Source organism: Ramlibacter sp. bp-362 (genome assembly GCF_054956735.1).
This window is the reverse complement of record NZ_JBUDXE010000008.1, coordinates 83265-95469: the sequence shown is the minus strand read 5'-3', so window position 1 is coordinate 95469 and position 12205 is coordinate 83265. Positions and strand designations below refer to the sequence as shown.

The 12205-nt window shown below is 71.5% G+C and carries 11 protein-coding genes and 1 riboswitch; of the genes, 4 read left to right on the top strand and 7 right to left on the bottom strand.

The genetic code is table 11. The annotated features are described in order from the left end of the window. Positions 1–45 precede the first annotated feature (45 nt). From ACY0MJ_RS13130 to ACY0MJ_RS13115, 4 genes are all read right to left on the bottom strand, one after another. Complete coding sequence (locus ACY0MJ_RS13130; RefSeq protein ID WP_462638915.1) at positions 46–1329, bottom strand: DUF445 domain-containing protein; 1284 nt, start codon at positions 1327–1329, stop codon at positions 46–48. A 19-nt stretch (positions 1330–1348) separates the two neighbouring features. After that, entirely contained in the window at positions 1349–2695 is a 1347-nt protein-coding gene (locus tag ACY0MJ_RS13125; RefSeq protein WP_462638914.1) for a hypothetical protein, read from the bottom strand. Positions 2696–2765: 70 nt separating this feature from the next. Further along, entirely contained in the window at positions 2766–3875 is a 1110-nt protein-coding gene (locus ACY0MJ_RS13120) for a PAS domain-containing sensor histidine kinase (RefSeq protein WP_462638913.1), read from the bottom strand. 80 nt (positions 3876–3955) lie between these two features. Further along, positions 3956–4282 carry a hypothetical protein gene (locus ACY0MJ_RS13115; RefSeq protein WP_462638912.1) on the bottom strand — a complete coding sequence of 109 codons (327 nt, stop codon included), beginning with the start codon at positions 4280–4282 and terminating at the stop codon, positions 3956–3958. Between the two features lie 52 nt (positions 4283–4334). Between ACY0MJ_RS13115 and ACY0MJ_RS13110 the strand changes: the two genes are divergently transcribed. Continuing rightward, a complete protein-coding gene (locus ACY0MJ_RS13110; protein WP_462638911.1) occupies positions 4335–5234 on the top strand; it encodes a LysR family transcriptional regulator in 900 nt (299 codons plus the stop codon). A 12-nt stretch (positions 5235–5246) separates the two neighbouring features. Here ACY0MJ_RS13110 and ACY0MJ_RS13105 read toward each other — a convergent pair whose 3' ends face one another. Both ACY0MJ_RS13105 and ACY0MJ_RS13100 read right to left on the bottom strand, forming a co-directional pair. Next, positions 5247–7175 carry an FAD-binding monooxygenase gene (locus tag ACY0MJ_RS13105; RefSeq protein WP_462638910.1) on the bottom strand — a complete coding sequence of 643 codons (1929 nt, stop codon included), beginning with the start codon at positions 7173–7175 and terminating at the stop codon, positions 5247–5249. Positions 7176–7279: 104 nt separating this feature from the next. Next, positions 7280–8539, bottom strand: coding sequence for a D-amino acid dehydrogenase (locus ACY0MJ_RS13100; RefSeq protein ID WP_462638909.1), 1260 nt, complete (start codon positions 8537–8539; stop codon positions 7280–7282). Positions 8540–8697: 158 nt separating this feature from the next. After that, positions 8698–8792: riboswitch (glycine riboswitch) on the bottom strand. Between the two features lie 84 nt (positions 8793–8876). Here ACY0MJ_RS13100 and ACY0MJ_RS13095 point away from each other — a divergent pair. After that, positions 8877–10088, top strand: coding sequence for a CaiB/BaiF CoA transferase family protein (locus ACY0MJ_RS13095; RefSeq protein ID WP_462638908.1), 1212 nt, complete (start codon positions 8877–8879; stop codon positions 10086–10088). 18 nt (positions 10089–10106) lie between these two features. On the opposite strand, the gene ACY0MJ_RS13090 is transcribed toward ACY0MJ_RS13095, so the two are convergent. After that, positions 10107–10838, bottom strand: coding sequence for a TerC family protein (locus ACY0MJ_RS13090; RefSeq protein WP_462638907.1), 732 nt, complete (start codon positions 10836–10838; stop codon positions 10107–10109). Positions 10839–10897: 59 nt separating this feature from the next. Here ACY0MJ_RS13090 and ACY0MJ_RS13085 point away from each other — a divergent pair, with 59 nt between their 5' ends. Next, entirely contained in the window at positions 10898–11728 is an 831-nt protein-coding gene (locus tag ACY0MJ_RS13085) for an aldo/keto reductase (RefSeq protein ID WP_462638906.1), read from the top strand. A 57-nt stretch (positions 11729–11785) separates the two neighbouring features. Beyond that, entirely contained in the window at positions 11786–12205 is a 420-nt protein-coding gene (locus tag ACY0MJ_RS13080) for a PACE efflux transporter (protein WP_462638905.1), read from the top strand.

Genomic DNA, 12205 nt, shown 5'->3' with positions numbered 1-12205 from the left:
TGCGCCGAAGGCGGCGGTCGGATCATTCTAGGGATTCGCCGGTGCTCAGCCGCCCACCTGCGAAGCAAGCAGCGACACCAGGTACAGCCCCAACCCGATCGCGCCGCCCACGAAGGTGCCGCTGATGCGGATCGTCTGCAGGTCGCGGCCGATGCTGTGCTCCACCTCTCGAGCCATGTCGCGCGCGTCCCAGCGCTGGACGGTGTCGCGGATGTGGGTGGTCAGGAAGCGCGCGAATTCCGGCGCGGCGCCGCGCGCGGCGTCCTCGAGGTGCGCGTCGAGCTCCGCGCGCAGGGCGGGGTCCTGCGCGAGCCGTTCGCCGAGCCACCCGCTCGCCTCGCGGATCCTGGCGTGGAGCACCGAGTCGGGCCGCTGCAGGTCGGCCGCCATCCACGTGCGCAGCGATCCCCACAGGCCGTCGAGATAGGCGCCGAAGGCCTCGTCCTCCAGCAGGTAGCGCTTGATCTCCTCGCCCTTGCCGCGCATGACGGGGTCGGCCTCCAGCCGCAGCACGAGCGCCGCGACCGCGGCATCGAAGCCGGTGCGCAGTTCGTGCGCGCGGTTCGCACGCACCTGTTCCAGCAGGCGGCGCACCGCGCGCGCGGCGAGCGCCGCGGCGTTGTCGCCCAGCCATTCGGTGGGCAGGATCTTCGCGCGCATGGGGTGGTCGGAGCGGATCCAGTCGACGATGCCCTGCGCGATCGCTTCGCGTCCCGCCTCGCTCTCCACCAGCTTGAGCAGGTGCGCGAGCATGCGATCCAGCAGTTCCTGGTGCCGGCCCTGGTCCGTGAGCGTCCGCAGCACGCCAGCCGCGGTGCCGGACAGGTCCACCTTGCCGACGGCCGTCTGCGCGGCATCGCGGATCGCCTGGCGCACGTGGTCTTCGTCCACGAGCCGCAGCGCCGCGGCCACCGTGACGACGACGTGGTCCGCCAGCCTGCCCTGGTTGCCGGCCTGCGCGAGCCAGTGCGCCGCGCGCGCGGCGGGGTCGTTCTGGCGAATGAGCGTGGCCAGCGACTCCGCGTCGAGGAACTTCTCCTCGATGAAGGACGCGAGGTTGATGGCGATGCGGTCCTTGTTGCGCGCGAGCACGTCGGTGTGGCGCGTGAAGTAGGGCACGCCGGTCGGGATGCGGCGGAACAGCGCCGACACGGCGAACCAGTCGGCCAGCCCGCCGACGAGCGCCGCCTCCGTGCAGGCGCGCAGGCCCAGCGTCCACGCGTCCGGCGGCAGCACGAGCGTGAGGAGGAACAGCGCTGCGGCACCCAGCAGCAGGAGCAGCGCCCTGCGCTTGGCCCGGGCGAGCTCGGACGTGCGGTCCTCGGCCATGGTCTCCGTGGGCCGCGCCTCAATCGCGCGGCGTGACGCGCGTCGCCAGCGGCTGCGGCTGGTATTCGGGGCGGAAGCGGCAGCCCGCGCCGTAGGTCGTCTCGAAGGCTTGGCAGCGCTGCGCGATGCCTTCGGCCGTGGGCTTCGCGCCGCTCCGTGCCCACTGCGTGAGCGCCTCCAGCAGCGTCACATAGGTCGCATCGCTCAGGTAGCTGTGCACGCGATCGGACGTGAAGACCTGCACGAGGTGGTCCGCGGTTCCGGCGCGCGCCATCGTTTCGCGGAAGGTGTGTTCCATCTCCACGAAGGCCGTCGGGTCGTCGATCGCGTGCACCGTGAGCACCGGCACCGGGATGCGCCCGTCGGGGTCGGTGTCGGCGCCGAAGCGCGCCACGGCGGCGGGGTCCGCGGCGTAGCGGCCCACCACGGCGTTGAGCCCCGCGTCGTCGGCCGAGCCGCGGTAGCGCGCGCCGACGTTGCCGAACACGTTGCGCCCGCCCATGCGCTGCGCGATGTCCTGGAAGTGCCAGGTGCCCCAGGCCAGGTGGCCCGGGATGGACGCGGCGGGAATCTTCAGCACGCGGGTGATCGTCTCCACCTTGTACTGCTGCTCCGCCGTGCGCTGCGCCGCCGGCTTGTCGAGCCCCAGGCACGCGTCGACGCGCTGCCGCAGCTCGGCGCGCGTGAGCTTCGCGCCTTCCGGCAGGCCCATCCACAGCGGGTACGGCGCTTCCTCCGCGCGCGGATGGTTGCCGCACAAGGCTTGGTAGATCACGCGCAGGTCGAGCCGGAAGTCATAGGCGCGCGTGCCGCCCGCGAGCACGCCGCTGGACAGCAGCACGGCGTCGTAGGGCCGCCGGCCCTGGCCGTCGTCCGTGTACACCGAAGCGCCGACCGCCGCGACGGACGCCCCCCAGGACTGCCCGTGCAGGACGGTGAACTTCGGCTGCGCCACGTGGCGCAGGAAGATGCGGCGCAGGCGCTCGGTGTCCTCCGCCGCCGCGTGCACGGCCACGCCGCCCTGGTGGAAGCTGGAACCGGCCCATGCATAGCCGGCCTTCACGACGACGGCCCAGCGTTCGAGGTCGGCGACGCTGCGCGCCAGCGTGGGCGCGCCCAACGCCGGGCCGCCATGCGCGTGCAGCACCAGCGTGCCGTTCCACGCCGCGGGCATCGCCACGACGTAGAAGGCGCCGGCGGCGTCGCGGCCTTGGAGGCAGCGCGTCGCGGCAGGCACCTCCTTGGGACACGCCATCGCCACAGGGGCCGGCTCGCCGGCCACGTCGGGGAGCGCGGACGGGTTCCGCGGGGCGGAGGCGCAGCCCGCGAGGAGCAGTGCGCAGGCAAGGGAAAAGGCGAGTCGCATGGGGTGGTCCGGCGAAAGAGAAGCCGAGTTTCGCCGATGCGGCGCGGCCCGGGGGCCGCGACTGGGGAGCTCAGGCCGCGAGCTGCGCGGGGCCCGGCTGCCGCGGCAGGACCAAGCGGAAGGTCGTGCCGCCCGGCGAGGAGTCGACCTCCAGGCCGCCACCGTGGGCGAGCGCGATCGCCTTGGCGATGAAGAGCCCGAGCCCCAGGCCTTCGCCGCGGCGGCCGTGGTGCCGGCCCGAACGGAAGGGTTCGAAGATGCGCGGCATGACCTCGCCGGGGATGCTGCCCTGGTTGTGCACTTCCACGGTGACGCGCTCGGCGTCGCCCGTGAGGCGCAGCCGCACCGGCGAGCCGGGCTCGCCGTGCTGCACCGCGTTGGACGTGAGGTTGGAGATCGCCTGCAGGATGCGGTGCTCGTCCCATGCGCCGCGGCCGTCGGCCTCGCAATCGAACGTGATCTCGCGCCCCTTCGCGATGCCGCGCACTTCCTCCACGATGTTCTGGCACAGCGCGCGCAGGTCCGTGGGCGCGGGGTCCACGGAAATGCCGGTGCCTTCGCGCTCGCGCGCGAGATCCAGCAGGTCGCCGACGATGTGCTGGATGCGCCCGACGGCGCGCGTGACCACTTCGGCCTGCTTCTTCGCGCCGGCGCCGGCGTCGGGCGTGCGGGCCAGCACATGCGCGGCGAGCTGGATGCTGTTCAGCGGATCCCGGATGTCGTGGCTCACGATGGCCAGGATCCACTTCTCGAAATCGCGGGCGAGCTCCAGCTGCTCGCGCGTGTGCTGCTGCTGCGCGTCCTGCGCGCGCCGCCGCTCGTCCACGTCCACGCAGCTGCCGACGAAGCCGACGAACGCGCCCTCGTCGTCCACGCACGGCACGCCGCGGTCGAAGATCCACCGGAACGCGCCGTCATGGCGGCGCAGGCGGTATTCCATCTCGAAGGGCTGGCGGCGCTGGAAGTGGTCCAGGTAGTGCGCGACGCAGCGCTGCAGGTCGTCCGGGTGCACGCCTTCGGCCCACCCGTCGCCCATCTCCTGCGCCATGCTCCGCCCGGTGAAGGCGAGCCAGGTCTCGTTGAAGTAGTCGCACCTGGCGTCCAGCCCCGAGCGCCAGACCATCACCGGCGCATGCTCCACGAGCAGGCGGTATTCCGCGGGCGAGAGCGGCCGGTCCATCGGCTCAATATGCCACACGCGGCAGGCGTCCGTGGCGGCGCGTACGGTCGAGTTGCATCGCCGCCGCGATGCTGGCGCGACTACTCGCGCGAGAGCAGCGGGCCGCCCGCGCCCACCGGGCGCCAGGCCTTCCACGCGGCGCCCCATCGTTCCAGCAAGCCGACGGGTTCCTCGATGTGCAACTTGACGGCGCCGATCGCCGTGAGCGCGGCGATGTCCTTGCAGGCGATCGCCGCCGGCGCCACGATCCGGCGGGGCGCACTCACGACCACCGCCTCGGCCAGCCATTGCGCGGGGGCCTGGACCAGCACCTCGCCCTCAGTCACGAACAGCCGCGTCGACGCGTGCCGGTCGGGCGCCAGGGCCTCGCCGGGCTGGAGGGCAATGGAGCGGGTGGTGGCTTGCATGGGGGACAGTTTAGGATTCAAGCCGCCTCCCATTCAATTGAATCCGATTTCAATGCGTACCGAACCGGACCTGCCCACGCTGCGGCAACTCGAGCTCCTGCTGGCGCTGCCCGGCGCGACCAGCATCGCGGCGGCGGGCGCACGCGTCGGCATGAGCGCCTCGGCCACGAGCCATGCGCTGCGGGCGCTGGAACGCGCGCTCGGCGTCGAGGTGGTGGACCGCCTCGCGCCCGGCGTGATGCTCACGCACGCGGGCGAGCTCGCGCTGCCGGCCGCGCGCGACGTCTTCGCCTCGCTGCAGCAGGTGCGCGCGCTGGCCTCCGCCTCGCGCGGGCTGCAGACGGGGCGGCTGCGCATCGGCTCGATCGGCACCAGCACCTCGCTGCGCCTGCTGCCGCCGCTGCTCGACCGCTTCCGCAAGAAGTATCCGGGCGTCGAGATGCACGTCACCGAGCGGGCGGACGCCGAGATCGAGCAGGACCTGATCGGCCGGCGCGTCGACATCGGCGTCGTGCGGCTGCCGCAGCCGAACCTGGACACGCTGGCCCTGGCCACCGACGAACTGGTGGCCGTCCCGCCGCAGGGCCATCCGCTGGCGGGCGGCAAGACGGTGGCTGTGCGGGAGCTCGCCCGCTATCCGCTGGTGCTCACGCAGGCCGGCTCGCAGGACATGGTGCTGCGCATGTTCGAGCGCGCGGACGTGCGGCCCAACGTGGCGCACGAACTCTCGCAGGTGATCTCCATCCTGGAGTTCGTCGCGCGCGGCAACGGCGTCTCGGTGCTCGCCTCGCTCGCCGTGCCCGAGAAGCGCGCGGGGCTGGTGTTCCTGCCGCTCACGCCGCGCACGGCGCGCCGCGTGGCGCTGGCGTGCCTGGACGAGAGGCGCCTGTCGCCCGCGGGGCGGGCCTTCTGGAACATGGTCCGCAGCGAAGGGCCGTCCGTGCTGTCCTGAAGCGACGCCGCCTCAGCCTTGCTGCGGCAGCAGGAAGCGCCCGAAGAACGCCGCCAGTTCCGCGTGCGCATCCAGCGGCAGCACGTGCGCGATGTACTGGTCCGGCCGCACCACGACCAGCGCGCCCTGCGCGCGATCGATGCCGCGCGCATCGAAGATGTCCGGCCCGTTCTTCAGGTCGGGCGAGAACACCTTCTCGTAGTCGCGCAGCCCGTGGCGGCCCTTGCGCGGCAGCAGCAGGGCCGGCATGCCCTCGATGGCGAGATCGCGGTGGGATGGCTGGAAGATCGCGCGCAGGTCGAACACCGCGTCGGGATCCCGGCCGGAAGCCGTGTACTTGCGCACCGGCGAATCGGGCGAATTCTCCAGGAAGCGGCACAGCGCGCGCAGGCCGCGCTCCGTTTCCACGTGGTCCCTCGCGCCGGCGAAGGCGTACAGGCGCCAGCGGCCGTCCGCCTCTCCCGCGTGTCCCAGCTGCACCGGCTTCGCGTCGGTGATGCGCACCACCGGCGCGGAGTGGAAGCGCGTGCCGATCACGAAGCCCTTGGCCAGGTGCTGGTGCGTCGCCTCGCCCGTGATCAGCGAAGGCGGATAGTGCGTGCCCATGCCCGCCGTGAAGCGCCCGTGCTGCTCGAAGTAGCGCTGGAACTCCTTCGGGTCCACGCCTTCGGCTTCGCTGCCGTCCGCCTGCTTCGGCCGGTCGCTGAACATCTTGGCCCACTCGCGGTCGAAGTCGATCAGCGCCTGGGCCGCGGGCTGGCGCTCCTCGGAATACGTGTGCAGCAGCGCGGGCGCCGCCTGGCCGCGCAGCACGGCCGCGAGCTTCCAGCCGAGGTTGAAGCTGTCCTGCATGGAGAAGTTCATGCCCTGCCCCGCTTTCGGGCTGTGCGTGTGGCAGGCGTCGCCGGCGATGAACACGCGCGGCTGCCGCGCGCCCGCCTGCGGCGCCGGCACGTCGTCGTACTTGTCGCAGATGCGCTGGCCGATCTCGTAGACCGACCACCAGGGCACTTCCTTCACTTCCAGCGTGTAGGGATGCAGGATGCGCTGCGCCGTGGCGACGAGGTGCTCCAGCGTGATGCCGCGGTTCGCCACGCGCTCCTCCTCGCCCAGCTTGTCCATCTCCACGTACAGGCGCACCAGGTAGCCGCCCTCGCGCGGGATGACGAGAAGGTTGCCGTGCACCGACTGCACGGCGGACTTGTAGCGGATGTCCGGGAAGTCCGTCACGGCCAGCACGTCCATCACGCCCCAGGCCTGGTTGGCCGAGTCGCCCACCAGCTGCCGGCCGATCGACTTGCGCACCGCGCTGCGCGCGCCGTCGCAGCCAACGACGTAGCGGGCCCGGAGCGTTTCGACCTGCCCCGCGTGCGCGGGATCGGTGCGCTCCAGCGTCACGGTCACCGGGAAATCGCTGGCGCTTTCATCCACGCGCACGTCCAGCAGCCGGCGCGCGTAGTGCGGCTCCAGGCGGGTCGGCGCGTTGCGCATGACGTCGAGGTAGAAGTCGTGCACGCGGGCCTGGTTCAGCACCACGTGCGGGAATTCCGAGAGGCCGTCCTCCGTGTCCTGCACGCGGCCGTGGCGGACGATGCCGCCCGGCTGCTTCTCGTCCGGCTTCCAGAAGGTGACCTCGTTGATCCAGCAGGCCTCCTGCAGCACCCGCTCGGCGAAGCCGAAGGCCTGGAACATCTCCATGGTGCGGCAGGCGATCCCGTCGGCCTGGCCGAGCTGCAGCGGACCCTCCTTCTGCTCCACGATGCAGGTGCGGATGTCGGGAAAGGCGGCGAGCTGCGCCGCGAGCGTCAGGCCGGCCGGGCCGCAGCCGACGATGAGCACGTCCACCTGCGCCGGCACGGCATCTCCGTGCTGCAGGGCGTCCGCGGATGCCTCGGCGACGCGCGGGTCGCCGGGCTTGAAGCCGTTCAGGTGGAATTGCATGGCTGCGCTGCTCGCTTTCTGGCCGGTGGCGGGGATGGGCGGATGATATCGTATGCATACTTATCATCCAAGCCGATGCCCCGGCCGGGGCGGCAGCGGAGCCGTCAGGCCGGACGCAACTGCCCCGCCACGGCCGCCCGCCCCTGCGGCATCGCCTCCTGGATGATCCCGCCGACCATGTCCGCCGTCACGGCCGACAAGGTCCACCCCAGGTGCCCATGGCCCGTGTTGTAGAACACGTTCGCCCGCTTGCCGCGCCCCACCCGCGGCATCATGTCCGGCAGCATCGGCCGCAGGCCGGCCCAGGGCACGACCTGGCGCGTGCTCACGCCGGGAAAGCAGGCGTTGACCCAGTCCACCAGCGGCTTGATGCGGTCGGCGCGGATGTCCTTGTTGGCGCCGTTGAATTCGGCCGTGCCGGCGACGCGGAAGCGGTCCGCGCCGAGCCGGCTGGTCACGAGCTTGGTCTCGTCGTCCAGCAGGCTCACCGTCGGCGCGGCCGCCTGGCTCTGCGCGTCGAGCAGGTTCACCGTGATCGAGTAGCCCTTGACGGGATAGATGTTCACCCGGTCGCCCAGCTGGGCGGCGAGCTTGCGGCTGGCGATGCCGGCGCAGACCACCAGCGCGTCGAACTCCCGCATCTCGGCTTCCCCATCGCGAGCGAGCATCACCGTCGCGCGCGTGCCGTCGCTGCGGACCGACGCGATCTGCGCGCCGTATTCGCAGCGCACGCCCAGCCGCTCGATCGCGGCGGCCATGCCGACGGTGAACTTGTGGATGTCGCCGGTGGAATCGCTCTCGGTGAAGTAGCCGCCGTAGTAGTCACCCGCAAGGGTCGGCTCGATGGCGCGCATCTCGGAGGGCGTGACGGCGCGGCGCGGCAGGCCGCCTTCGGCCAGCAGCTTCGACACCTCGCCCGCGTGGTCGAAGCCCGCCTTGTCGCGGTAGATGTGCAGGATGCCCTTCTTCTCCAGGTCGAAGTCCACGCCCTCGGCCTCGGCCCACGCGAACAGGTGCTCGCGCGCCGCGACCGCGAGGCGGGCCGTCGCGATCGTGTTGCGCCGGTAGTGCGGGATGCTCGCGATGAACTCGGCGAACCACGACAGCTTGTGCCAGGTGGGGCGCGGGTTCACCAGCAGCGGCGCGTCGCTGCGCAGCATCCACTTCAGTCCCTTGGCCAGGGTGGACCAGTGCGTCCATACCTCCGCGTTCGAGGCGGACAGCTGTCCGCCGTTGGCGAACGAGGTCTCCATGGCGGGATAGCGGTTCTTCTCGAACAGCGTGACGGCAAAGCCGCGGCGCGCGAGGGCATAGGCGGTGGTCACGCCCGTGATGCCGCCGCCGATGATGGCGATCGATTTCATGGAATCAGGCTCCAGACGTCGGGGGTGGAAGCGCGCCGGGCCCCATGCGCGGCGCGCGCCCCCTCTGTTTGGTACCTGAGAGATTCACGCGGCCGCGGCGGGCTGCGCTTGCTCCTGCGGTGTGCCGGCTGACGATTCCGGCAACTCTTCAGAGTTCTTGCGCCTGGTCGGTCCTTTTGCCTGAGAGTTTCCGGGGCGGTTGCTCCTTCGGCGCCCGCGGCGGTGGGCCGCGGGTCTCTCCCGACCAGGGGTTCGGCAGAGCATCCACTGTAACCCAGCTGCGCGCGACCGGGGCGATCCGGTGGACAGGGGTGTGGCGCCGCACCACACTCCGCGCATGGAAAGTGCAAGCACCCCGAACACCGGCCCGCTCGCCGGCCTGAAAGTCGTGGAACTCGGCCAGCTGATCGCCGGCCCCTTCGCGGCGAAGACGCTCGCCGACTTCGGCGCCGACGTGCTCAAGATCGAACCGCCCGGCACGGGCGATCCCCTGCGCAAGTGGCGCCTGCTGAAGGACGGCACCTCGGTGTGGTGGCAGGTCCAGTCGCGCAACAAGCGCTCGCTGGCGCTGGACCTGCGCGAGGCCGAAGGCCAGGCCATCGTGCGCCAGCTCGCCGCCGAGGCCGACGTGCTGGTCGAGAACTTCCGCCCCGGCGCGATGGAGGGCTGGGGCCTCGGCCCCGACGCGCTGCTCGCCGCAAACCCGCGCCTCATCATGCTGCGCATCAGCGGCTACGGCCAGACCGGGCCTTATCGCGACCGGCCCGGCTTCGGCGTGGTGGCCGAGGCGATGGGCGGGCTGCGCCACCTCACGGCCGAACCGGGACGCGTGCCGGTGCGCGTGGGCGTGAGCATCGGCGACACGCTGGCGGCGCTGCACGGCGTGATCGGCATCCTGCTGGCGCTGCACCATCGCCATGCGACGGGGCAGGGGCAGGTGATCGACGTCGCGCTGTACGAGGCGGTGTTCAACTGCATGGAAAGCCTGCTGCCGGAATACAGCGCCTTCGGCGCGGTGCGCGGCCCCGCGGGCAGCGCCCTGCCCGGCATCGCGCCGACGAACGCCTACCTGTGCAAGGACGGCGGCTATGCGCTGGTCGCGGGCAACGGCGACAGCATCTTCCGCCGCCTCATGACGCTGATCGGGCGCGACGACCTCGCGAACGATCCCGCGCTGGCCGACAACGCCGGCCGCGTCGCCCGCGTGGCCGAACTCGATGCCGCCATCGGCGCGTGGACGGCACAACGTTCGGTGGACGAGGTGCTGTCGGCGCTGGCCGGGGCCTCGGTGCCGGCAGGGAAGATCTACACGATCGCGGACATCGCCGCCGACCCGCACTACCAGGCGCGAGGCATGCTGCAGCAGGTGCGCATGGACGACGGCAGCACGGTGGCCGTGCCGGGCATCGTGCCCAAGCTGTCGCGCACGCCGGGCGGGCATCGCCGCAACGCGCCCGCGCTGGGCCAGGACACCGATGCGGTCCTGCGCGAGATCGGCCTCACGGCGCAGCAGATCGAAGCGCTGAGGCAGCGCGGGATCGTGGACTGATCCGCGCGGCCGCGCCCGTCAGCCCTCCGTTTCGTGCCGGGGCAGTTGGGGCGCCGCGGCCTTGGCCAGCATGCGCAGCGCGCGCAGCTTGCCGAGCACCAGCACCAGCAGGGCGCCGGCCGCGCCGGCCCCGTACTCCCAGGGCTTGCCGGAAGGCAGGTAGGCCTGGAGTCCCGGGTCGGTGAAGATCATGTGGCCGGCCACCCAGCCGAGCAGCATCGCGCCGAGCGTGATGATGATCGGGAAGCGGTCCATCAGCTTCAGCACCAGCTGGCTGCCCGCCACGATGATGGGGATGCTGACCAGCAGGCCGAAGATCACCAGCGGCACCTGGTGCGCGCCTGCCGTATCGGCCGCCCCGGCGATGGCGAGCACGTTGTCGACGCTCATCACGAGGTCGGCGACGATGATCGTCTTGACCGCGCCCCAGAGCTTGTCGCTGGACTGGATGTCGCCATGGCCCTCGTCCTCCGGCGGCGCGAGCAGCTTGACCCCGATCCAGACGAGCAGCAGGCCGCCGACGAGCTTCAGGTAGGGAATGGCCAGCAGGGCCAGCGCGAAGGCGATCAGGATCACGCGCAGCGCGATCGCCCCGGCCGTGCCGTAGACGATGCCCAGCGTGCGCCGCTTCGGCGGCAGCCCGCGGCAGGCCAGCGCGATGACAACGGCGTTGTCCCCGCCCAGCAGGATGTCGATGACGATGATCTGGCCGACCGCGGCCCAGAAGGAGGGACTCAGGAATTCTTCCATGCGGGGGGATGCCTTCGCTCGATGGTCTCCCGGCCGATGGTAAGACGCATACTCCGCGCATGCAACGCATCCTCCCTTGCGGCGAACGGGTCGCAGCGCTCGGACAGGGCACCTGGAACCTCGGCGACGACCCGCGCACGCGCGACGCGGAACGCACGAGCCTGCAGCGCGGCATCGACCTCGGGCTGACGCTGATCGACACGGCGGAGATGTACGGCGACGGCCGCTCGGAGCAACTGGTCGGCGAGGCCATCGCCGGCCGGCGCGACCAGGTCTTCCTGGTCAGCAAGGTCTATCCGCACAACGCGTCGCGCCGCGCGATGCCCCGCTCCTGCGAGGCGAGCCTGCGGCGCCTGGGCGTGGAGACCATCGACCTGTACCTCCTGCACTGGCCCGGCGCGGTGCCGCTGGACGAGACGGTGGAGGCCTTCGAGGCCTTGCAGCGCGCGGGCAAGATCCGGCACTGGGGCGTGAGCAACTTCGACGCGGAAGCGATGCAGGCGCTGTGGCGCACGCCCGGCGGGCGCGCCGCGCAGGTCAACCAGGTCCTCTACAACCTCGGCGAACGCGGCATCGAATGGGACCTGCAGCCCTGGATGCGCGCGCAGGGCCTGCCCGTGATGGCCTATTCGCCTTTCGACCAGGGGCGATTGCTGCGCAAGCGCCCGCTGCTCGCCTTCGCGCGCGAGCGCGGCATGACGCCGGCGCAGGTGGCCATCGCCTGGCTGCTCGCGCAGGAGGGCGTGATCGCGATCCCCAAGACCGGCAGCCCCGAACGGCTGCGGGACAACGCGGCCGCGCTGGCGCACCCGCTGTCCGCGGCGGACCTGCGCGAGCTCGATGGGCTGTTCGCGCCGCCGGACGGGCCGCGGCCCCTCGCCATGCTCTGAAGCCCGCGCATCCTAGAATCCGCGGCTTCGCCCATCGGACACCAGGAGCCCCGCCGCGTGCAAGGCCTCAAACGCAAGATCGTCTACGTCGTTTCCTTCGAGATCATCGCCATCGCGCTCTCCAGCACGCTGCTGAAGCTGCTGTCGGACAGCCCGCTGGTGTTCGCCGGGGCGGCGGCGGTCGGCGCCTCGGTGGTCGCGATGTCCTGGAACTTCGTCTACAACACCCTGTTCGAGGCCTGGGAGTCGCGGCAGGCGCGCAAGGGCCGCAGCGTGCTGCGCCGGGCGATGCACGCGCTCGGCTTCGAGGCGGGACTGGTCGTGATGCTGGTGCCGCTGTTCGCGTGGGTGCTGGGCGTGGGCCTCGTGGAAGCGCTGGTGCTCAACCTGGCGATGATCGCCTTCTTCCTCGCCTACAACTTCCTGTTCAACCTGGCGTTCGACCGGCTGTTCGGGTTGCCGCTGTCGGCGCGGTAG

Coding starts and splice junctions, on each gene's coding strand:
- ACY0MJ_RS13110 (WP_462638911.1), top strand. CDS start 4,335: ATGCGTACCGAACCGGACCTGCCCACGCTGCGGCAACTCGAGCTCCTG.
- ACY0MJ_RS13090 (WP_462638907.1), bottom strand. CDS start 10,838: ATGGAAGAATTCCTGAGTCCCTCCTTCTGGGCCGCGGTCGGCCAGATC.
- ACY0MJ_RS13100 (WP_462638909.1), bottom strand. CDS start 8,539: ATGAAATCGATCGCCATCATCGGCGGCGGCATCACGGGCGTGACCACC.
- ACY0MJ_RS13115 (WP_462638912.1), bottom strand. CDS start 4,282: ATGCAAGCCACCACCCGCTCCATTGCCCTCCAGCCCGGCGAGGCCCTG.
- ACY0MJ_RS13130 (WP_462638915.1), bottom strand. CDS start 1,329: ATGGCCGAGGACCGCACGTCCGAGCTCGCCCGGGCCAAGCGCAGGGCG.
- ACY0MJ_RS13120 (WP_462638913.1), bottom strand. CDS start 3,875: ATGGACCGGCCGCTCTCGCCCGCGGAATACCGCCTGCTCGTGGAGCAT.
- ACY0MJ_RS13105 (WP_462638910.1), bottom strand. CDS start 7,175: ATGCAATTCCACCTGAACGGCTTCAAGCCCGGCGACCCGCGCGTCGCC.
- ACY0MJ_RS13095 (WP_462638908.1), top strand. CDS start 8,877: ATGGAAAGTGCAAGCACCCCGAACACCGGCCCGCTCGCCGGCCTGAAA.
- ACY0MJ_RS13085 (WP_462638906.1), top strand. CDS start 10,898: ATGCAACGCATCCTCCCTTGCGGCGAACGGGTCGCAGCGCTCGGACAG.
- ACY0MJ_RS13125 (WP_462638914.1), bottom strand. CDS start 2,695: ATGCGACTCGCCTTTTCCCTTGCCTGCGCACTGCTCCTCGCGGGCTGC.